Source organism: Vibrio sp. WZ-1 (assembly GCF_052037695.1).
Lineage (GTDB): Bacteria > Pseudomonadota > Gammaproteobacteria > Enterobacterales > Vibrionaceae > Vibrio.
The window spans coordinates 496,520-516,847 of the sequence record NZ_JBQEQR010000085.1 but is presented as its reverse complement, the minus strand read 5'-3'; the positions used below and the strand labels follow the sequence as shown (position 1 = coordinate 516,847).

Below are 20,328 nucleotides of genomic sequence, written 5' to 3'. Positions count from 1 at the left end.
TTAATGAATGGAGTACTGTCTGCCCTGTAGGAACAATACTCACAGCAGCCTCAGCTAACCGATATAGCTTGTCTGAAGCAGGCTCAACATCTGGATTAACTTTAGTAAATTGTGTCACAAACTCTCCTTACTCATAACGCCCTGTTAAGGTGTGAGCAACGCAACGCCGAAGCCGCTGCATTCCACCTTAAACACAAAACGCAACGCATAGCAAAAATGCCAAGCGTTGCGAATCACTCTTAAACAGATTGTTAGCCGAGTTTTATACGACATAGCTCATTAATTGGCTTGTCTACAAAATACTCCCAAACGTGCTTGAATGCTGCATGTTGTGTTGGAAAAGGCGACAATTCTAGCGCTTTTTCTAAAGTGCACCATTTAAAGTCTGTGTGTTCGTGATTAAGAACGACTTCTTGATTCGCTTGGCACTTAACGACGAAGACTGGGATGACTTCAATAACGTTCGAATAAGACTCGTAAAACTGTTCTAAGAATTGACCATTGTACAGTTCTGTCACTTCAATCTGGGTTTCTTCCTGAAACTCTCGGACGATGGTTTGCCAAGGCAATTCACCTTCTTCCATTGAACCTGCGACATGGCACCAAAAACCACCTTTCACTCGCTTCATTAGAAGCATCTTTGTTTCACCATCAATTTCCGACAATGCCACACCGGAAACAATTGAATTATTTATTGGAATCATTTTTATACCTAGAAACTACGATAGTCGGCTAACGCCCAATTAAGGTGTGAGCAACGCTACCACGAAACGAAACCATTACACCTTAAACACAAAACCCAACGATGGAATGAAAAATGCCAAGCGTTGGGAATCACTCTTAAATTGTTTGTTAGATGCCAGAACGCTGAACCTAATTTAGTAGTGGTAACGACATGAAATTATCGTTATTGCTTGATCATCGACTGCGTAAACAAGCCTATTAGTATCATCAATACGGCGAGACCAAAAACCAGATAAGTTCTCTTTTAACGGCTCTGGTTTACCGATGCCCTCAAATGGGGAGCGCTTAACATCATTGATGAGTTTATTGATGCGCTTGAGTGTTTTCTTGTCTTGAGTTTGCCAATACAGGTAGTCATCCCAAGCATCATCAGTCCACGATAATAAACGTTGACTACTACTCATCAATTAACTCTCGTGCTGTTGTTTTACCAGCACGGTACTGTGCTATCGAACGGTTTAGGTGTTCAGCGTTTTGAGGAGAGCGTAGTAAGTGAACTGTTTCCATAAGGCTATTGTAGTAATCTAAAGACATAACCACAGCATCCTCAGAGTCACGACGTGTAATGACTGTTGTGTCTGCGTCGTTAACTACACCGTCTAAAACAGCTTTAAGACCATTTCTAGCTTCAGTAAAAGATACAATTCTCATAAGAACCTCTACATGTACATTTAATGGGACAAGTATAGTCTTCATCGCTCTACTTGTACAGTAAATTGAACATGAGACATTAATAAGGCAACTAACGCTTTCTATACGGCTTTTTACCGTCTTTTAGACACACTACCGCCTTCTTTCACTCTAAAAGAATCTATGCATGCTAGCACTTATCGTCATGAAACAAATAGAAAATATGGATGAATCTGTGTGCCCCGCCACGCAATTAGATGGATGATTGAAGCCTAATTATGAGATAGAGGCTAAGTTTATATAACTGTATAAACAACCAGCTCCAATCAATAATGAAAAGTCAGTTCCTAATTAGTGTAAAAGAGCATATGACCTCTAGGCATTATGCTCAAAAAACAATCGAAAGTTATATTTTCTGGATCCAGCGCTTTGTTATCCACCACAAAGGGGCTCACCCATCTACGTTATCTGAACCAGATGTTGAGCAGTTTCTATCAAATTTAGCCGTAGAAAAGAAAGTCTCGGTCAAAACACAAGCGCTAGCACTTAATGCCATTTCTTTCTTGTACCGAGAGTATTTTCATACGCCGTTATCACTTGACATGCGCTTTCAAAAATCCTTATCCGACAGAAAGTTGCCCGTTGTCCTGACTCGTGACGAAGTACGTAGATTTGTTCAACATATAGACCCTAAGTATAAACTTCAAATACAGCTTCTATATGGCTCAGGCTTACGGATTATGGAGTGCGTACGTCTCCGAATCCAAGATATCGATTTTGATTACGGAGCGATTAGAATATGGCAAGGAAAAGGCGGAAAGAATAGAACAGTAACTCTCGCTAAAGAGCTTCATGAACCAATCAGAGCGCAAATAGCGCGAGCTAGAGATTATTACTACAAGGATAAGCATGTTGCCGGATATATTGGTGTATACATATCAGATAGCTTGCAACGTAAATACCCAAATGCAGAGATGGATTTTAATTGGCACTATCTATTTCCTTCTGCACGTCTTTCTAGCGATCCTAACAACAACTTGTTACGCCGTCACCATACGAATGAGTCAGCAATTCAAAGGGCGGTAAAAAGGGCAGCGAATGATGCTGGTATAGAGAAGCGCGTAAGCTGTCATACCTTAAGACATAGCTTTGCTACTCACCTCTTGGAGTCCGGAGCAGATATTCGAACGGTCCAAGAACAACTTGGGCATAGTGATGTAAAAACGACTCAGATTTACACACACGTAATCGAACGTGGTGCAGGAGGAGTATTGAGTCCATTATCTAATCTATAGAAAAACAAAAGCCACCGAGTTATTTAAAATAACTTTTGGTGGCTTTAGCTTTGCTAGCGCTTTAGTGTCGTTCACCCAGTTTGACATTGCCCTCTGAATCAAACCAGAGAGCTTGAGCACGACGGCGACCGATTAAGATAGGGCCATCATCGTAGAACAAAAAGTTCTTCCAATACTTTTTGAATGTTGACCATTTCGTTTCGATGACATTGTACTTCTCATAACAGAAGTATACGGTTACATCATCTTGCCAATCGATGAACGCTGCGACTTCTTCAGGCAACTCAGATTCATCCGCTTCCCAAGCTGCCATCCAATCGACTTCTTCCGACCAGTTTGACTCTTTCATCGGCCAGTCTGAAGAGCTTAAACGATCCATATCTGGACTTTGTGCACTAATATTCTCTTTCCAGAATTGCGAGGCGCGAGCTTGACTCATCGGCTTAATAAACTCGAGGTCTTCTTGTGGCACGGGCATTGACTGGTGAGTAAAAATCCATTTTCTTTGGTATTCGTCCAAAGGCAAATAAGACATTCAGTCTCCTTTCTTACGACTTCAGCCAACCTTTCTCGGTGGCTTCTTCAATCAGTTCTTTAGCTTTATCCCATAACGTGACAGAGCCAAATTCAATTCTTTGGTTAATGGTTAACGCTTGCTCGCGCGTCACCCTATTTTCTTTCCAGCTTTGACCATCGTTGTGATAGTTAAGTAGCATTGGGATAAGACGGTCTAATGCTTTAGCGTATTTCGCATCATCACTTTGTGCTGCTTCAAATTCTTTCCACAAAGTGAAAAGCTCATCGCCTTGTTCTCTTGGTAACATGCCAAACAGACGCTCTGCAGCTTTCAACTCTTTCTGTTCTTGCTCTTTCGAAGCTGCTACATCATAAACAAAGGTGTCACCCGCGTCGATCTCTACAACATCATGGATAAGCAGCATTTTCATTACTCGAGCAATATCGACTGGTGCATTTGCATGTTCTTGCAACAAAATCGCCATCAAAGAGACATGCCAGCTATGCTCACCGCTGTTTTCTAAACGCCCTCCAGCGCTTTTTACGCGGGTGCGACGAAGTACGTTCTTCAGTTGGTCTAGCTCAATGACGAGTGCTAATTGCTTTTCCAGTCTTTCCATTTATTGAGCCTCAGCTTTCCAGTTAGGGTTAGTCAACGATGTCAGTACGTGATCTTGCCATTCAGCATTGATCAACAAATAGTCCTTTGCGTACCCTTCTCTCTCAAAGCCAACATGCTGCAACACCGCTTCGCTGCGCTTGTTATGTGGCATATAACCAGCTTGGATCCGATGGAGTTTTTGCACTTCAAACATGTAATCACAGGCCATTTTAAGCGCGCGGCGCATATAACCTCTTCCTTGTGCGTCTTGCGCAAGCGAGTATCCCACATTACAAGAATAAAAAGGAAAGCGGGTTAGGTTACTGAAAGAGAGCGTACCTAGCATTTTACCAGATTCAGCATGAACTAGCAGACAGTAATACCCAAGCCCTAGCCGATGTAGTTCATTCAGCTTAATCAACTTTTGAAGCCACCCGTTAACAGTGTAAAAGGCTTCTTCGCGTTTAGGTTCAAAAGGCTTGAGATAGTCGCGATTAGCTTGAAAATACGCCGCAATCATATCAGCGTCACCAATTTCTGCTGTACGTAGAAGCAAGTCGCCGTCCAACTTGTGAACGGCGATTGAGGAACTTTTATCTTCCATTATGAGTGACAACTTCCATTTTATTTTGGGTTAATTTTGCGGATCGCTCGGATTTTTCGCATACCCTAGCTTTTACGAATACCATAATCACGCAATTTATTGGCGATAGAGGTATGAGAGACATTCAATCGCTTGGCAAGCTTACGGCTTGATGGGAATGATTGATATAAACGCTCTAAAATTTGAGACTCGTAATCACGCATGATCTCGTCCAATGAACCATCGAGGTTCAATGTAGCACTACCTCCACCCATCGCTTGTGGCTGCGGTAGATTGAAGTTCTCTGCTTTGAGGATATGCCCATCCATCTCAGTAAGAGCACGTAATACCATGTTATCCAACTGGCGCATGTTACCTGGCCATTGATAATTCGCTAGCGCGTCAACCAATTCGTCATCAAGTTCTGGTTTGTCGAGACCAAGTTGCTGAGCATGTTTAGTAACAAACAAATCCAGCAGTGGTGCGACATCGTTAGAACGCTTACGTAAAGGTGGAATGTTCAATGTCAGCACGTTGAGGCGATAATACAAATCTTCACGGAACTTACCTGCTTCAGCAAGCTCGGCCAAGTTATGTTTAGTCGAAGCGATGATGCGTACGTCAACGTGCATTTCATCTTCAGCCCCCACGCGTCGGAAGTTACCATCTTGCAAAAAGCGCAATAGCTTGATTTGCAGATGCGAACTCATTTCGCCAATTTCATCGAGGAAAACCGTACCGCCGTTTGCCTGTTCAAAGATGCCCTTATGGCCTTGCTCGTGATTAAACGAACCTGGAGCGTGGCCAAACAGTTCGGTTTCAGCCACATCATCAGGCATTGATGCACAACTTAGCACTAAGAACGGTTTGCTCGCACGACCTGAGCGAGTATGGCACGCTTTCGCCAGCATCTCTTTACCAGTGCCAGTTTCACCTTCAATCAATAAAGGTTGATCAAGAACAGAGAGCTTTTTCGCTTGGTTCATCAATGCTCTGTGGCGGTTAGACAAACCGACAAAGTGCTCAAACCCCAATTGATTGTGTAAAGGTAATGTCTCTTCAACCTGTGAGCCTTGTTGGCTCGAGCGAATCGTCATTAGCGTACTGGCTAATGTCGAATTCTGCGCTTCATCTTTAATGTAAACAGGCATTAGCTCAAGAATGTAATCTAACCCATCAATCACTAAACTTTCACGAGTACGTGCGTTCACTCCTTCAGACCAACGAGAAAAGCGCACGCTAGGTAACAAAGTACCAATCTGCGTGCCAATAACATCTTGTTTATGCTGGCCAAGTAGGGATAGTGCCGCCATGTTTGCCATATCAATCGCACCTTTCAGGTCAATCGCAAACACAGGATCAGGAAGATTATCCACCAACGATAGCAGTTCTGTATTATGACGTTCCATTGGCATAAATTGGATTTTTCTAACGTCTTTAACGCCGGAAATACGGCGAATTTCAGCCATCAACTCGCTAAATGTATCAAAATCGATATCTGGGCAGTTTAGGTAGATAATGCCACTGATATCGATTTCGATACCACGTAAATCGATGCTTTTAGACGCTAAAATATCGAGCAGTTCTCGGGTAAGACCGAGTCTATCTTCACATAAGACTTCAAGACGCACTGAAAAAATCCCAATTCACAACTGTCAGGAAAAGTTGACAGTAGTTTCTCCTATGCGTGGTATGGCGTCAAGCAATCCTCTACGCTAAAGGTGACATTGCTTACGGTTTAACCGTGATTGATGCTACTTTCGCCACCACTTCCTTACGAATAGCGCCTAATTTAACCTGATGCTCTGGGTACCAAGGCAAAGGTCGAAGAAGAGCCATGGATTTCAAACCTAGGCGAGCAGTCAAAATCCCCACTCCAAGCCCCTGCCCCGCACGTGCAGAAATTTTCCCTGCAAGATCCATAGACATTAAATCCATGCCAGCATCAATAGCCAACTCACTAGCACCTGCCGCTGCCATGTTCACAAACACCGCTCGGAGTAGTTTGATGCGGGAAGCGTAGCCAAGCTCAACGCCATACACCTTAGAAAGGTTGTCGATCATTTTGAAATTGCGCCACGCCACCAGCAGCATATCAGCAGCAGCCAATGGACTCACCGCCACTAAAGCCGCAGACTCAGTTGCGTGCTGAGAAACAATTTTGGTTGCGAGTTTGTCTTGCTGGCTAACGACCATGGAGTCGTACATCTCTAGAATTTCAGCATCGCTGTGAGCAGGGTTCACACTGTTCTGCCAACGATCAAAACCTGGATTTTCTGCCAGAACCCCACTTTGTTCTGCAACCTTTTCACAAAACGCCTTACCTTTGCCAACACTTTGGCTATCGATAAGCGCTTCACTCTCTTCTTGCACACTAAAATGGTTGCGAAGTTTGCGCAGCTTCCATAGCTCTTTACCTAACGCGCCTAAGCCAAAGGACGCAATAGTTGTGATAAAGCCTGCCCACCCCAGAGCAAGCCAATCCGCGGTTTGAACCGCGGTGACAACTGAATCGACTGCTTGCCAACCGACTAGACCTGCAAAGGCAGCAAACAGACCAGTTGTCAGCCATCTACGCCCGGTTTTAGGGCGAATAACCTGTTCGAGTTGTAACTCTTGTTCGGTTTCTTCTTGCTGCTCTTCAATAGCAACCGGTACAAAAGTTTCTGTTTCCGAAAACGTCTTCTGGGCGGTCAGTTCTGGTGAGGCGCCCTCTTCATCGCTGTGTATGACTTTTTCTGAGAAGACTTGTTTTTGTTTTAGTTCGCTCATTTCAATTTGTCTCCCAATAGGAACTCTAATGCTTTATCGAGGCGGATGTGCTTCATTGGTTCATCCGTGTCTAAAGGCATCGGTCGGAAAGAAGTAAAATCGAAGCCGCTGTTTTGCCAATAAGCGGCATTTGGCAGTTTTTTTGGCACTTCGCCCGGGAACATTGTCAACGACTCACCTTCAAGCGTTATCCCTTTTAGGGCCGGTACCGTTTTATCACCAGAAGCAATAAAGCCCGACGTAGTGGCCTGAATCGATGCAATACTCATGCAGCTCATTTCAATGTTCTCATACGAAGCGGTTTGCCATGCAGGATGCACCATCTGTTGCAGCAGTGAGACCAAGTGAGGATGCTGATCCGGCGTCACGTGGTCCGCTTTCGTCGCGGCAAACAGTACTTTGTCGATTTTTGGCGAAAACAAACGGCGCAAGAAGCTGCTACGACCATAACGGAAGCTGTGCATGATCTGCTCAAGCGCTTGGCGCATATCGTAAAATGCTTCATCTCCTGCGTTTAACGGTTGTAAGCAATCCACCAGCACAATCTGGCGATCAAACGTTGCAAAGTGATGCTTGTAGAACGCCTTGACCACCTTTTGTTGATACTCGTGGTAGCGCGCCTCAAGCATCGCTAAGTTGCTACCTTTTTTGGCTTTCGCCTCTGTATCCAATCGACATGGGAAGAACTGTAATACTGGCGCACCTTCAAGCTCACCAGGCAGAACGAAACGACCAGGTTGAACCCAATGTAAGCCGCTTTCTTTGCATGCATGCAAATAGTCGGTGTAAGTTTTTGCGACTTTCTCAAGCTGCTTTTCATTCAGATCTGCATTCAAATCTAACGCTTCAAGTTCAGTCAACCAACTAGCGGCAAGTTCACTGCGCTGCCCTTTCAAGGCCTCAAACTGAGTCTGAGACCAAGTCGCAAAGTTCATATCAAGTAAAGGTAAGTCCAATAGCCATTCGCCCGGATAGTCGATGATATCGACGTTCAGTACGGCAGTTTTACTCAACAGCTTTTTGGTGGTTTTGTTTGGCTTGTATTTTAGCGCTAAGCGGATTTCACTGACATCGCGCGTAGGCACTGGCCACTGAGGTGGCATAGCATGAATTTGGCTCATCGCATCGTCGTAGGCAAAACGTGGCACCATCATGTTAGTTTGCGGCTCACGTTTCGCACCAATTAAGCGTTTGTCACGGGCGGCATTAAGTAGCGGCAAATTATCGTGAGTGGCGGTATGCAATAATTGATTAACCAGAGAAGTAATAAAAGCCGTCTTACCGGCACGCGATAGCCCCGTTACGGCGATGCGGACGTTTGCGTCCATACCACGATTGATAAAGTCATTCACTTCTTGCGTTATTCTTTTCATACTTTTTATCTATCTCATCAATTCTTGCTACGCAGTGTAATTTTACCAACCTTAATCAAATATGAACAAAGTATTCACTGCAATATATGATCCCTAAAAACGCAAAAGCCTCTGAGAATTTCAGAGGCTTGGAGATTCTAACTGCGGTTGGAAATTCTAATCATCTTCAATCAATTTGTAGATAACAAACAAAGCGATTTCCAGCATTAACCACAATACGCAAGTGATAGTGACGTATTTTTCATCAAAGATACTGATGCCATGAAGAATCAAGTCGTAGCCAACAAAGCCGCCTACCACTACTGCAAGAATGATTTGTAGAATTTGTATAAAACGAGGCATGCTTTCTCCTAATCATAGTCTGCACAACAACGTAATTTGCTATGCCTATAAGTTTATATCTGATTATATAGACAAAAAGTGCAGGTTTCGCTGCACTTTTGTCAAATGTTTGCTAGTTAAATCAGCATTTTGTCACATTCTCTTAAGTGAGACTCGTGATGAGTGCCCACAGCAATTACGCTTCCATCTCTTGGATTTTCACTTTCCAAGTATCCGGACCAATTTGGTGAGCGTTCGCGCCATTTGAATCCACTGCGACCGTCACTGGCATGTCTTCGACTTCAAACTCGTAAATCGCTTCCATACCAAGATCCTCAAACGCAACCACGCGTGCTTTCTTGATCGCTTTCGCTACTAGGTAAGCCGCACCGCCGACTGCCATGAGGTAAACCGCTTTGTGGTTTTTGATCGATTCAACCGTTGCAGGGCCACGCTCAGCTTTACCGATCATGCCCATGATGCCGGTTTCTTCTAACATCATGTCCGTGAACTTATCCATACGGGTTGATGTGGTAGGGCCTGCAGGACCCACAACTTCGTTACCAACCGCATCAACTGGGCCAACGTAATAGATGAACTTACCTTTTAGATCGACACCTTCAGGTAGACCCTCACCCGCTTCTAGCATGCCTTGAATGCGTTTATGCGCGGCATCACGACCAGTAAGAATTTTGCCCGACAACAGAACCGTTTCACCGGTTTTCCACTCTTGAACTTCTTCTTTGGTCACGGTATCTAAGTTCACGCGACGTGTGTTCTCGCCCGCTTCCCAAGTGATATCTGGCCAATCTTCTAGCTTCGGTGGAGTTAGCTCAGCAGGACCGTTGCCATCTAGCGTGAAATGCACGTGACGAGTCGCTGCGCAGTTCGGGATTAAGCACACCGGTTTAGAAGCTGCATGCGTTGGTGCAGTTTTGATTTTCACGTCGACAACCGTTGTTAGACCACCTAGGCCTTGCGCGCCAATTCCAAGCTTGTTTACACGGTTGAAGATATCAAGACGAAGCTCTTCTTCAGCATTTTGAGGACCACGATCAATCAGTTCCTGAATGTCGATGTGCTCCATCAGAGATTCTTTTGCCAATACCGCAGCTTTTTCAGCGGTACCACCAATACCAATACCAAGCATGCCCGGTGGACACCAACCTGCACCCATTGCCGGTAGTGTTTTCTCTACCCATTCAGCAATGTCGTCAGACGGGTTTAGCATCACCATCTTGGTTTTGTTTTCAGAGCCGCCGCCTTTCGCTGCAATTTGAATTTCAACTTTATCGCCTGGCACCATATTGATGTGTACGACCGCTGGCGTGTTGTCTTTAGTATTGATTCGCTTGCCGGCAGGGTCCATTAGAACCGAGGCACGCAATGGGTTGTCCGGATTTGTGTAAGCCTGTCGAACGCCCTCATCCACCATCTGCTGAACCGTCATGTCCGTCGAATCCCATTGAACACCCATACCGATGTTCACGAAACAAGTTACGATGCCAGTATCCTGACAAATCGGTCGATGACCTTCTGCCGACATACGGGAGTTAATTAAGATCTGAGCGATAGCGTCTTTTGCCGCTTGGCTCTCCTCGCGGTGGTAGGCTTTTTCAAGGGCCTGAACAAAGTCTAGCGGGTGGTAGTAAGAAATATACTGTAGCGCATCAGCAACACTGCTGATGACATCCTGCGTGCGTATTACCGTCATTGCATGCCTCATTATTGTTATGCTTTGCTTCCATTATTGGCTTGGCTTCTATCGTGTTTGTTGAGCTTATTGCTCTTAAATGAGCTTTGTTTTTATAAACGTTTATTTTTAAACCATGTTTTATAAACAATTGTCGAATGGCTGATATCGACACACGAGTAATTGAAGTCGCCTTCTCATATAGTAAAACCACCTCCAAGCCTTTGTATAGAGGTAGTTTGGCTATACAGGCGTTTATGATACTCTTGCTGCCCATGACATGCCATGCAGTGAACGAACTCTTTGTCACAATTTAAACAAATGAACAACATGGATACGCAATTGCTTGATTTTAAGGCATTGGATTACGCCAACGACCTCGCTATTTCACTATTTTCTCGTATTGAACATCAACCATGGGCGATGCTTTTACGCTCCGCTTCTGAAACGCATATCGACAGCCGATTTGATGTATTGGTTGCCAAGCCAATTGCAACGTTAGAGACCATTGGCGGCGAAACGCGTATCAAGACCGCGGCGCAAGACTATGTCTCTAAAGATGACCCTTTCTTACTGCTTGACGAACTTCAACAACAGCTTTTGCCAAACCTAGAGCTCGACAGTAACTGGGACTTACCGTTCGTTGGTGGTGCACTAGGCTATTTCAGTTATGATTTAGGCCGTCGAATCGAATCCATACCCGAGCTAGCAACCAAAGATCTAAACACACCCGATATGGCCGTTGGTCTGTATGAATGGGCGGTGGTGGTAGACCACAAGTTAGAGACAGCGTGGTTAGTAGGGCAAGATATTGAGCAAGCATGGCAATGGCTAAATGAACAATCTCCAGCTGAAAGAGAAAATTTCTCGCTTGTTGGTGATTGGCAATCCAACATGACGCCAAACTCTTACGCAACTCGCTTTGATAGCGTTCAAGAATATCTATTAAGTGGGGATTGCTATCAGATCAACTTAGCACAGCGCTTCAATGCACCTTATCAAGGTAGTGAGTGGCATGCGTATAACAAACTAGAAACTGCAAACCAGGCACCCTTCTCTGCGTTCATCCGAATGCCAGAATCCGTGCTATTGAGCATTTCTCCGGAACGCTTTCTCGAGCTGAAAAATAACGTCATCGAGACAAAGCCAATTAAAGGAACTCGACCACGTAGTCTTGATGCCACTCAAGATCAAGCTAACGCTCATGAGCTACAAACCGCGGAGAAAGATCAGGCAGAGAACTTGATGATAGTCGATTTGCTGCGTAACGACATTGGCCGAGTTGCGGCCCCTGGTAGTGTTCACGTGCCTAAGCTGTTTGATATCGAGAGCTTCCCTGCCGTTCACCACTTAGTGAGTACCATTCGTGCGGATTTAGATACGCAGTACAACGCTGCAGACTTGCTTCGTGCTTGCTTTCCTGGAGGGTCAATTACTGGTGCACCAAAAGTCCGTGCGATGCAAATCATCGAGGAGCTTGAACCCCATCGTCGTAGTGCTTACTGCGGCAGCATCGGATACATATCACGACATGGTCGAATGGACACCAGTATTACCATTCGCACACTAGTGGCTGAAAACAACAAGCTCTATGCCTGGGCAGGCGGTGGTGTGGTTGCAGACAGTGATTGTGCTGCTGAATATCAAGAGACTCTGGATAAACTATCGAAGATCTTACCTGCACTTAAGTAACTTTAAACACTACAAAGTTCTAAGAAAAACGGCTCTGTTGTTATGACAGAGCCGTTTTTACTTGTAACAATGATTCGTGACGCGTCATTCTTCTAACCACTTACACATAATCTGTTCAATATCAGCAGCGGTGTACGGCTTAGTGAGAATGTCATTCATACCGGATTCGATACATTTTTGCCGCTCTTCTAATGTTGTACCAGCAGTAAGCGCAATGATTGGCTTAGTATAACCGCGCTGTCTTAAGAACGTTGTTGCTTCATAGCCATCCATTTCGGGCATTCTGCAATCCATAAAGATCAGTTCATAATCATTTTCATCTGCTGCTGTCAGTGCTTCCATTCCGTTATTTCGCAAATCAGGAACCACATCTAACTTTTTAAGCATCTGCGTCACAATGACTTGATTCATGCGGATATCATCAACCACGAGAACACGACGGTTTGCAAGCTGAATGCCCTTCTTAGCACTCACCTGACCTGCTGACATGAGTTCTTGTTCTTTCCCTACCGTTAGGGGAATAGAAACATTGAATGTCGTGCCCTGCTTTTCTTGACTAACAAAGCTGATTTCACCGTGCATCAAATCAACAAGATTCTTACTGATCGCTAGACCGAGACCAGAGCCTTCAAAATTTCGCTTACTTGAGCGATCGACCTGAACAAACGGATCGAATAAAGTCTCCTGTGCCTCTAGGGGGATCCCAATACCGGTGTCTTCAACCGTAAAGCAAAGACGCCCATCATTCCATTCAACCCGCAAGACGACTCCACCCAATTTGGTAAATTTGATCGCATTTCCGACCAAATTCACCAATATCTGCGTTATCCTTTCTGCATCGCCATTCAAGTAATTTGGTATACCTATCTTCTTATCGATTGAGAAATGAATGCGTTTTTCCGCCGCTTTTGCCGCAAAGACCCCCATTAACGAACTTTCCAGTTCTGGCCATGCAAAATCTTTACAGATGATTTCCATCATCCCGGCATTCATTTTGCTAAAATCAAGCAGGTCATTAATGATGACCCGCAACAGTTCACCAGATTGCATTAAGTTCGTGAGGTATTGATGCTGTTCCGATCCTAATTCAGTTCGACCTAGCAATTCGGCGCTTCCTAATACGCCATTGAGTGGTGTCCTTAGTTCATGGTTGATCATCGCGACAAACTCTTTCGTCGCACGTTCGGACTCTTCTGCTCGTTTACGAGATGCAATCTCTCGCTCCATGCTAAGGTGACGACTGATGACACCATGCACAAGATCAGACACCAAAGCCATCTGTTTACTGATAAACGCTTTATCCATATGTTCCAAAGCGATATCAAAAACAAGTTCACCAATGACCTGGTTATGCAGAGTAATCGGTAAATTGAGGAACTCTCCATTCCACACAGGGTGTGTCGGTTTCACCGTATTGGCCAATAAAGTCAAATGCCCAAATTGATGTCGTTTGAGAGATGAAAAATGCACATCGTCCAAAATCAAAAAAGCGCCCCTAACTACTGAGCTCGCAGTCAGTTGCTCTAGAAAACTAGCTACAAGCGTTTCGTCAAAAACACTCGATAAGAATGAACGTCCGAACTTAATAAGAGTCGCATCGATCTGCTCTTCAAACTCAAACTTGCGCAGATCCTTTTCTGATTTCATTTCAAGCTTCTTCAACGCAATACTGAGTCGCTGATTAGACTCATAGAGTTCGAGACTCTTTTGTTCCAATAACTGCTCAGCCGCTTTGCGTGAGGCGATCTCTCTTTTTAGCTTTCGTTCTATTGGAGAGTGGTCTGTCATGAATTGTTATACTACCTCTAGCCAAAAGCGAACTTGGCTTCCATCTGCCGATTGATTCTGGTGACGTACGTTAACAGACTGCCCAAAATAATTAGCGCACCCTCTAACCAAACCGACACATACATGAGCCATACAACGGGCACTTCGATAGTCAAAAACCATCTCTGTTTCCGTTTCACTAATAAAGTCAAATTGTGGCGGGCTGGCTTCTGGGTAGAGTTTTTTTACTTCAACATGAATAAAATCCTCAACATGGCGCACGAACTGAAAAGTTGTTTGGCATTGCTGCAAGCTTGCATGGTTAGGTATGGACGCGAGCAGGTTTTGGAATACACATTCACCAAAAACTTCCTGCAACTGCTCTGGAGGAATATTAGATATTTTGCTTAAACTGACAATCAGCTTAACTAGATCACGATGATCATAGCTACCAACTGCGGTGTAGATGCCTTCATCATTGGAAAGTTCGAGAACCTGATCTAATGTTTCGAGACCAAACTTGTCTTCAACTAACTCCATGAACTCAGTGAAAATAATCCCTTTCATCTTCTTCTACTAACCTTATAGTGAGGCTTTAAAATAAAGAATGGTGTATAACGCTATAAGTTTCAAATAAATGTGTTGGTAACAACGCCTTACTCATTAGAGTGCCGAAAACAGGGATTGAACTTTGGTCATCAACAAATCAACGCTTTTGCAAAACTTTCAACTGCAGCTTCCAACCGGATACCATAAAGAGTCTCTGGTTCGTTTAGCGCATTTAAAAAATGCGGAGTTACGCAAAGCGGCGGTATTGATCGGCTTTGTAGAAAGGGAGCAAGGCTTACAGGTTATTTTTACTAAGCGTGCGATGCATTTGCGCCACCATCCTGGGCAAATTAGTTTCCCTGGTGGTAAGTATGAACCTAAAGATGGCCAACTAGTAAACACAGCGTTAAGGGAAGTCGAAGAGGAGATCGGAATCGAACCGTCTCATATTAGGGTGTTTGGACAGCTCCCTACACTACCAACCATTAGCCAATTTAATGTCACACCATTTTTGGCTTTCGTTTCACCTGAATACACGACGCGAATCGATCCCAATGAAGTGGCCGAAGTATTTGAAGTGCCAGCTAACCACATTTTGAATCCTAGCAAGCTATTCAGCAATCAGTTCAAACTAAAAAACACCAGCCATCGCGTATTTGCCATTCCTTTTCAACAACATTTCATTTGGGGCATGACTGCACAGATCATCGAATCGATGCAAAAACACATCACTTCAAATTGATTGCTCTATCAATTAATCTCGCGACATGATGTCAATCATCATGTGCATCAATATTAATAAAAGGTTATTTTTCAAACATTCCTTCACATTAGTTTAATTTAATTTTCATAAAGCAAACGCTTGCGCAAAGATAAATTCATACAACTAATGCGCCAAATAAGTTTTTCTAATCACAATCATTAGCAATAATCACGTGTAGCACGCCATTTTCGTGATAAAAAGCAGGTTTTTGACATATCATTCAATAAGCTCGAGCAATACATGATTTAGATCTAATTTTCCTAGTGCAAAATCTTGCAAAATTGGCCCCGACTTATTTCCTGTTCCCAAAATGAGTAACTCAAAAATGAATACAACTACTTCTGCGGCTTCAACCGCACAATCGTCTAGTAAGTTTACTTACAAAGACTTCACCTGGTGTCTGTCTCTATTCGGTACAGCAGTAGGTGCAGGTGTACTATTCCTTCCAATTAAAGCAGGTGCTGGCGGTTTCTGGCCATTAGTTATCCTAGCTCTAATCGCGGCACCAATGACTTGGTTCGCACACAAATCTCTAGCTCGTTTCGTACTTTCTGCGAAAAACCCTGAAGCGGATATCACTGACACAGTAGAAGAGCACTTCGGTAAGACTGGCGCAAACCTTATTACTTTTGCATACTTCTTCGCTATCTACCCAATCGTACTTATCTACGGTGTTGGTATCACAAACACGGTTGACTCTTTCCTCGTTAACCAAATGGGTATGGAATCGATTCCTCGCTGGCTACTGTCTGGTGCACTTATTGCAGCAATGACAGCAGGCGTAGTGTTCGGTAAAGAGCTAATGCTGAAAGCAACATCAGCAATGGTTTACCCTCTAGTATTCATCCTACTAGCGCTTTCTTTCTACCTAATTCCTGATTGGAATACATCAATGATGGAAGTGTCTCCAAACTGGGGCGAAATGCCTTCAATCGTTTGGCTAGCAATTCCAATCATCGTATTCTCATTCAACCACAGCCCAATCATCTCTCAGTTCTCTAAAGAACAACGTCGTGTATACGGTGATGACGCAGTTAAGAAAACTGACGCTATCACTGGCGGTGCAGCGATGATGCTTATGGGCTTTGTAATGTTCTTCGTATTCTCTGTAGTACTTTCTCTATCTCCAGAGCAACTAGCATCTGCGCAAGAGCAAAACATCTCAGTATTGTCTTACCTGGCTAACGTTCACGAGTCTCCACTTATCTCTTACATGGGTCCTCTAGTAGCGTTCGCAGCAATCACTTCAAGCTACTTCGGTCACTTCCTAGGCGCACACGAAGGTCTAGTTGGTCTAATCAAGTCTCGCTCTGAGTCTCCTAAGAGCAAGATTGAAAAAGCATCACTAATCTTCATCGTTGTGACTACTTGGATCGTTGCTATCGTTAACCCAAGCATCCTAGGCATGATTGAAACAATGGGTGCACCGATGATCGCTGCAATCCTATTCTTGATGCCTGTATTCGCAATGCAGAAAGTTCCTGCGATGGCGAAGTACAAAACTTCAGCACCTGTACAGATTTTCACAGCAATCTGTGGTCTTGCAGCAATTAGTTCTGTAATCTACGGCGCTCTTTAATCACCGCTCTTTTATAAGACGTGATTAATCCAAGAATATAACGATAATAAAAAGCCTCCCAACTCCCCTTGGGAGGCTTTGTTCTGAGGTAATCGATATGATTAGTGTTTTTGATATCTATAAAATCGGTGTTGGTCCTTCAAGCTCACATACTGTAGGTCCAATGAAAGCGGGTAAAGAGTTTATTGATGATCTCCGTGCAATGGGAAAATTGCGCGACATCACTAAAATCACCGTTGACGTTTATGGTTCACTATCACTGACAGGGAAAGGTCACCACACGGATATCGCAATCATCATGGGTCTTGCTGGCAACTCCCCTGAGAAAGTTGATATCGACTCTATTCCGGGCTTTATCGCTCGCGTAGAAGAAACTGAACGCCTTCCTGTTGGCATGCACTGTCACACAGTATCGTTCCCAAAAGACGGTGGTATGAACTTCCATACTACTAACCTTGAGCTACATGAAAACGGCATGCAGATCCACGCTTGGATCGATGACGAAAAAGTATACTCAAAGACTTACTACTCTATCGGCGGTGGTTTCATCGTTGATGAAGAGAACTTCGGCAAAGAAGTAGAGAACCCAATCAAGGTTCCTTACGAATACACAACAGCAGAAGAGCTCGTTCACCAGTGTAAAGAAAGCGGTCTTTCTATTAGCGCACTAGTAATGAAGAACGAACACTCTCTGCACTCTGATGAAGAGACTCGTACATACTTCGCAAACATCTGGCGCACAATGCGCGAGTGTATGGATCGCGGTATGAACGAAGAAGGTATTCTGCCTGGTCCACTACGTGTACCTCGTCGTGCAGCAGCACTTCGTCAGCAACTGCTTACTTCTGAAAAAACAACCAACGATCCAATGTCGGTTGTTGACTGGGTAAACATGTTCGCTTTCGCAGTAAACGAAGAGAACGCTGCAGGTGGTCGTGTTGTGACAGCACCAACAAACGGTGCATGTGGCATCATCCCTGCGGTATTGGCTTACTACGACAAGTTCATCCAAACTGTGACTGAAAAAGATTACATCCGTTACTTTGCAGCTTCTGGTGCAATCGGTGGTCTTTACAAGCGCAACGCGTCTATCTCTGGTGCAGAGGTTGGCTGTCAAGGTGAAGTTGGCGTAGCTTGTTCTATGGCGGCAGCAGGTCTTGCTGAGCTTATGGGTGGTAGCCCTGAGCAAGTATGTATGGCGGCAGAAATCGCAATGGAGCATAACCTAGGTCTAACGTGTGACCCAGTTGCAGGTCAGGTACAGGTTCCTTGTATCGAGCGTAACGGTATCGCAGCAGTAAAAGCGATCAACTCGACTCGTATGGCTCTACGTCGCTCTTCAGCTCCAACTGTTTCTCTAGATAAGGTTATCGAAACCATGCTGGAGACAGGTAAGGACATGAACGCGAAATACCGTGAGACGTCTCAAGGTGGCCTAGCAGTTAAAGTTATCTGCTAACCCCTCTTCTCTCTGAATTGAAAAGCCCGAGCATTGCTCGGGCTTTTTTTTCATTCCCACATCCATCTAGGAAAAATTCCCTCTAGATTGAGCTTTATAAAAAAATCTAAAATAGCCACTATATCCAGAAGTTTAGGATATGCACGTAGAAAATCACATACGTCCAATCTCAATATTGATAACGTATTCAAAACACAACACTTGGAGCGCTTTAACACATGATTAGGTTTGAACTAGGAAACCAAATCTGCGTTTGCTTGTCCGAAAAACAGCTTTCACTTGAACTCAACAATTCCACCCACTCTTCTATTCCTATCAGTAGAATTGAATATTTACTTTTGAGCACCATCGCGGCTTTTGGGAATTTAAATGCGCCGATCAGTCAGAGGAATATCGAAAAGAAGTTATTAACGCAGTATCAGCTGGTACTGCCTGAAAATGGATTTAAAAACTCAATCGCCTCTCTTAGAAAGAAGTTCAGACACCTCACGCAGAACCATGTTTCCATGCAGCAATCACTCATCGAAAATATTCACCGTAAGGGGTATTTTGTTCCCTTTCACAGTCGACACGCACAAAAAGACGGATTGCGTCAGCAAGAGAGCATCGATAAACACACTGTTCATAGTATCCGGACTTTTTTAAAGATTTGCTTAAGAAACCGAATGCTTTACCTGAACATTTTGTTCTTTTTTGTTTTTACAGGCTTGTTGTATCTTGTGATTTGTTTTTACGCGATAAGCAACATTGTGAAGCAGAACTATTTCGACAGTGCGTCATCGTTAGCTCAAGACATTGCGTTTAAAAGCTGCTTTGAAAATGAAGACCACTTGAAAGGTCTTTTTGATAATGTGCGGCTGGTTGAATCAGCGTTGTTGATTGACCAACATAATATTCGATGCCTTATCACTCCTGAGGCAGTTGTTCCGGTAGATAAAAACGACATAAGCAAATGGCTAAATAATGAGAGTTACACCACTCATACATTCGAGCTTGCTGGTGCAACGACAATGGTGCGAGTCAAAAACATTAACATTTCAAATAACATAGAAAATCACATGTCACGCATGTTCTTGTCAGGGATGAAGGTCTGTACAAATACGGGACCAGCTTTGGAAATCGGTGATACAAAAGGTCAGTCATTTCTATATAACGTCAATGGAAGTGGCTACAAAGAAGTCTATTATGTTAATGGCCCTACTAGCAGTATTCTGGCACTGAGCTTACTTTTGATTGTGTTGGCCAATCACAAGCGATTACGTTCACTTCTGACTTATATGTGGGCCATTCGCCGTTTCAAATTAAAACTAGAACCTATTTATAACACTGCCAACAAAGTGAATATTCACTACGAGGTTCTTTCTCGATTTCAAGTGAATAACACCCAACGATTCATAGAAAGCCTAATTCGTAATGGTTTTTTGATCAGTCATACTATGTTGGTAATTGAACTCATCTACGGATCATCAAGATCGCTCATAGCGCCACTTAGCATCAATGTATGCCCATCTTTACTTGAAGGACGCAACTTTCTTAAGCTCTATCGTCAGCTAAGTAAACTTGATTGTTCACTCTTGACTATAGAGATTACAGAAAATGCTTCGATGTACTACACGAAAGAGATTTACTCGAATGTAAAGAAGCTGAAAGACTTAGGGTGTAAAATCAGCATTGACGATTTCGGTACTGGTAACAACAATGTTGAGCTAATTGGTCATATCACACCAAACTATCTAAAGATTGATAGATTGTTTGTCATGAACCTAAAGCAAGATGAGAAAAAAACAGAAACTCTTCGCCAGCTTATCGCCATGGGCCACACCTATCATTGTACTGTTATCGTTGAGGGTGTAGAAAGTGCCGATTGCGCTCATCAACTCACCACACTTGGTGCCCATATCCATCAAGGTTACTATTACCCACTCTTACGTTGACGGAGCTTTTTTATTCAAACCCTTATTAGTGTAATTGCGCTTTTATCGCATCCCTCA

19 protein-coding genes are annotated in these 20,328 nt (G+C 43.8%); 6 read left to right on the top strand and 13 right to left on the bottom strand.

The window, feature by feature from the left end:
- Positions 1-251: 251 nt before the first annotated feature.
- From ACTS60_RS23075 to ACTS60_RS23065, 3 genes are all read right to left on the bottom strand, one after another.
- The gene (locus ACTS60_RS23075) at positions 252-704 is read right to left on the bottom strand and encodes an NUDIX hydrolase (protein ID WP_440890148.1); all 453 of its coding nucleotides are present in this window, start codon (positions 702-704) and stop codon (positions 252-254) included.
- Between the two features lie 174 nt (positions 705-878).
- Positions 879-1,148 carry a Txe/YoeB family addiction module toxin gene (locus ACTS60_RS23070; protein WP_005464459.1) on the bottom strand — a complete coding sequence of 90 codons (270 nt, stop codon included), beginning with the start codon at positions 1,146-1,148 and terminating at the stop codon, positions 879-881.
- Positions 1,141-1,395, bottom strand: coding sequence for a type II toxin-antitoxin system Phd/YefM family antitoxin (locus ACTS60_RS23065; RefSeq protein ID WP_005526636.1), 255 nt, complete (start codon positions 1,393-1,395; stop codon positions 1,141-1,143). Before ACTS60_RS23065 ends, ACTS60_RS23070 begins: the two co-directional genes overlap by 8 nt.
- 311 nt (positions 1,396-1,706) lie before the next feature.
- Here ACTS60_RS23065 and ACTS60_RS23060 point away from each other — a divergent pair, with 311 nt between their 5' ends.
- Positions 1,707-2,669 carry an integron integrase gene (locus ACTS60_RS23060; protein ID WP_440890147.1) on the top strand — a complete coding sequence of 321 codons (963 nt, stop codon included), beginning with the start codon at positions 1,707-1,709 and terminating at the stop codon, positions 2,667-2,669.
- A 61-nt stretch (positions 2,670-2,730) separates the two neighbouring features.
- Here ACTS60_RS23060 and ACTS60_RS23055 read toward each other — a convergent pair whose 3' ends face one another.
- The 8 genes from ACTS60_RS23055 to ACTS60_RS23020 form a co-directional block, all read right to left on the bottom strand.
- Entirely contained in the window at positions 2,731-3,204 is a 474-nt protein-coding gene (locus ACTS60_RS23055; RefSeq protein ID WP_440890146.1) for a DUF2947 domain-containing protein, read from the bottom strand.
- A gap of 13 nt (positions 3,205-3,217) precedes the next feature.
- Complete coding sequence (locus tag ACTS60_RS23050) at positions 3,218-3,805, bottom strand: HD domain-containing protein (protein ID WP_440890145.1); 588 nt, start codon at positions 3,803-3,805, stop codon at positions 3,218-3,220.
- On the bottom strand, positions 3,806-4,390 hold the full coding sequence (gene rimJ, locus ACTS60_RS23045) for a ribosomal protein S5-alanine N-acetyltransferase (protein ID WP_440890144.1): 585 nt from the start codon (positions 4,388-4,390) through the stop codon (positions 3,806-3,808). It abuts the gene before it with no gap.
- A 65-nt stretch (positions 4,391-4,455) separates the two neighbouring features.
- The gene (tyrR, locus tag ACTS60_RS23040) at positions 4,456-6,000 is read right to left on the bottom strand and encodes a transcriptional regulator TyrR (protein WP_440890143.1); all 1,545 of its coding nucleotides are present in this window, start codon (positions 5,998-6,000) and stop codon (positions 4,456-4,458) included.
- A gap of 100 nt (positions 6,001-6,100) precedes the next feature.
- A complete protein-coding gene (locus tag ACTS60_RS23035; RefSeq protein WP_440890142.1) occupies positions 6,101-7,141 on the bottom strand; it encodes a YcjF family protein in 1,041 nt (346 codons plus the stop codon).
- Positions 7,138-8,514: a YcjX family protein gene (locus ACTS60_RS23030; RefSeq protein WP_440890141.1), complete on the bottom strand. Its 1,377-nt coding sequence runs from the start codon at positions 8,512-8,514 to the stop codon at positions 7,138-7,140. Before ACTS60_RS23030 ends, ACTS60_RS23035 begins: the two co-directional genes overlap by 4 nt.
- 156 nt (positions 8,515-8,670) lie before the next feature.
- On the bottom strand, positions 8,671-8,856 hold the full coding sequence (locus tag ACTS60_RS23025) for a hypothetical protein (RefSeq protein ID WP_010448784.1): 186 nt from the start codon (positions 8,854-8,856) through the stop codon (positions 8,671-8,673).
- Between the two features lie 175 nt (positions 8,857-9,031).
- The gene (locus tag ACTS60_RS23020; protein ID WP_409385516.1) at positions 9,032-10,549 is read right to left on the bottom strand and encodes a fumarate hydratase; all 1,518 of its coding nucleotides are present in this window, start codon (positions 10,547-10,549) and stop codon (positions 9,032-9,034) included.
- A gap of 300 nt (positions 10,550-10,849) precedes the next feature.
- Here ACTS60_RS23020 and pabB point away from each other — a divergent pair, with 300 nt between their 5' ends.
- The gene (gene pabB / locus ACTS60_RS23015) at positions 10,850-12,220 is read left to right on the top strand and encodes an aminodeoxychorismate synthase component I (RefSeq protein ID WP_440890161.1); all 1,371 of its coding nucleotides are present in this window, start codon (positions 10,850-10,852) and stop codon (positions 12,218-12,220) included.
- An 84-nt stretch (positions 12,221-12,304) separates the two neighbouring features.
- Here pabB and ACTS60_RS23010 read toward each other — a convergent pair whose 3' ends face one another.
- Together ACTS60_RS23010 and ACTS60_RS23005 are read right to left on the bottom strand one after the other, a co-directional pair.
- On the bottom strand, positions 12,305-14,008 hold the full coding sequence (locus ACTS60_RS23010) for an ATP-binding protein (RefSeq protein WP_440890140.1): 1,704 nt from the start codon (positions 14,006-14,008) through the stop codon (positions 12,305-12,307).
- 6 nt (positions 14,009-14,014) lie between these two features.
- The gene (locus ACTS60_RS23005; RefSeq protein ID WP_071236237.1) at positions 14,015-14,554 is read right to left on the bottom strand and encodes a heme NO-binding domain-containing protein; all 540 of its coding nucleotides are present in this window, start codon (positions 14,552-14,554) and stop codon (positions 14,015-14,017) included.
- A 124-nt stretch (positions 14,555-14,678) separates the two neighbouring features.
- Here ACTS60_RS23005 and ACTS60_RS23000 point away from each other — a divergent pair, with 124 nt between their 5' ends.
- The 4 genes from ACTS60_RS23000 (at position 14,679) to tpdA (ending at position 20,271) form a co-directional block, all read left to right on the top strand.
- Positions 14,679-15,278 carry a CoA pyrophosphatase gene (locus ACTS60_RS23000; protein WP_440890139.1) on the top strand — a complete coding sequence of 200 codons (600 nt, stop codon included), beginning with the start codon at positions 14,679-14,681 and terminating at the stop codon, positions 15,276-15,278.
- A 346-nt stretch (positions 15,279-15,624) separates the two neighbouring features.
- Entirely contained in the window at positions 15,625-16,878 is a 1,254-nt protein-coding gene (locus ACTS60_RS22995) for an aromatic amino acid transport family protein (protein WP_440890138.1), read from the top strand.
- Between the two features lie 97 nt (positions 16,879-16,975).
- Positions 16,976-18,337 (top strand): L-serine ammonia-lyase, encoded by a 1,362-nt coding sequence (locus ACTS60_RS22990; protein ID WP_045393485.1) that lies wholly within the window; start codon positions 16,976-16,978, stop codon positions 18,335-18,337.
- Between the two features lie 218 nt (positions 18,338-18,555).
- The gene (gene tpdA, locus ACTS60_RS22985) at positions 18,556-20,271 is read left to right on the top strand and encodes a cyclic di-GMP phosphodiesterase TpdA (protein ID WP_440890137.1); all 1,716 of its coding nucleotides are present in this window, start codon (positions 18,556-18,558) and stop codon (positions 20,269-20,271) included.
- Positions 20,272-20,328 lie beyond the last annotated feature (57 nt).

Excerpts from the sequence above, each read along its gene's own strand:
- ACTS60_RS23075 (WP_440890148.1), bottom strand. The coding sequence starts at position 704 with ATGATTCCAATAAATAATTCAATTGTTTCCGGTGTGGCATTGTCGGAA.
- ACTS60_RS23070 (WP_005464459.1), bottom strand. The coding sequence starts at position 1,148 with ATGAGTAGTAGTCAACGTTTATTATCGTGGACTGATGATGCTTGGGAT.
- ACTS60_RS23065 (WP_005526636.1), bottom strand. The coding sequence starts at position 1,395 with ATGAGAATTGTATCTTTTACTGAAGCTAGAAATGGTCTTAAAGCTGTT.
- ACTS60_RS23060 (WP_440890147.1), top strand. The coding sequence starts at position 1,707 with ATGAAAAGTCAGTTCCTAATTAGTGTAAAAGAGCATATGACCTCTAGG.
- ACTS60_RS23055 (WP_440890146.1), bottom strand. The coding sequence starts at position 3,204 with ATGTCTTATTTGCCTTTGGACGAATACCAAAGAAAATGGATTTTTACT.
- ACTS60_RS23050 (WP_440890145.1), bottom strand. The coding sequence starts at position 3,805 with ATGGAAAGACTGGAAAAGCAATTAGCACTCGTCATTGAGCTAGACCAA.
- rimJ (WP_440890144.1), bottom strand. The coding sequence starts at position 4,390 with ATGGAAGATAAAAGTTCCTCAATCGCCGTTCACAAGTTGGACGGCGAC.
- ACTS60_RS23035 (WP_440890142.1), bottom strand. The coding sequence starts at position 7,141 with ATGAGCGAACTAAAACAAAAACAAGTCTTCTCAGAAAAAGTCATACAC.
- ACTS60_RS23030 (WP_440890141.1), bottom strand. The coding sequence starts at position 8,514 with ATGAAAAGAATAACGCAAGAAGTGAATGACTTTATCAATCGTGGTATG.
- ACTS60_RS23025 (WP_010448784.1), bottom strand. The coding sequence starts at position 8,856 with ATGCCTCGTTTTATACAAATTCTACAAATCATTCTTGCAGTAGTGGTA.
- ACTS60_RS23020 (WP_409385516.1), bottom strand. The coding sequence starts at position 10,549 with ATGACGGTAATACGCACGCAGGATGTCATCAGCAGTGTTGCTGATGCG.
- pabB (WP_440890161.1), top strand. The coding sequence starts at position 10,850 with ATGAACAACATGGATACGCAATTGCTTGATTTTAAGGCATTGGATTAC.
- ACTS60_RS23010 (WP_440890140.1), bottom strand. The coding sequence starts at position 14,008 with ATGACAGACCACTCTCCAATAGAACGAAAGCTAAAAAGAGAGATCGCC.
- ACTS60_RS23005 (WP_071236237.1), bottom strand. The coding sequence starts at position 14,554 with ATGAAAGGGATTATTTTCACTGAGTTCATGGAGTTAGTTGAAGACAAG.
- ACTS60_RS22995 (WP_440890138.1), top strand. The coding sequence starts at position 15,625 with ATGAATACAACTACTTCTGCGGCTTCAACCGCACAATCGTCTAGTAAG.
- ACTS60_RS22990 (WP_045393485.1), top strand. The coding sequence starts at position 16,976 with ATGATTAGTGTTTTTGATATCTATAAAATCGGTGTTGGTCCTTCAAGC.
- tpdA (WP_440890137.1), top strand. The coding sequence starts at position 18,556 with ATGATTAGGTTTGAACTAGGAAACCAAATCTGCGTTTGCTTGTCCGAA.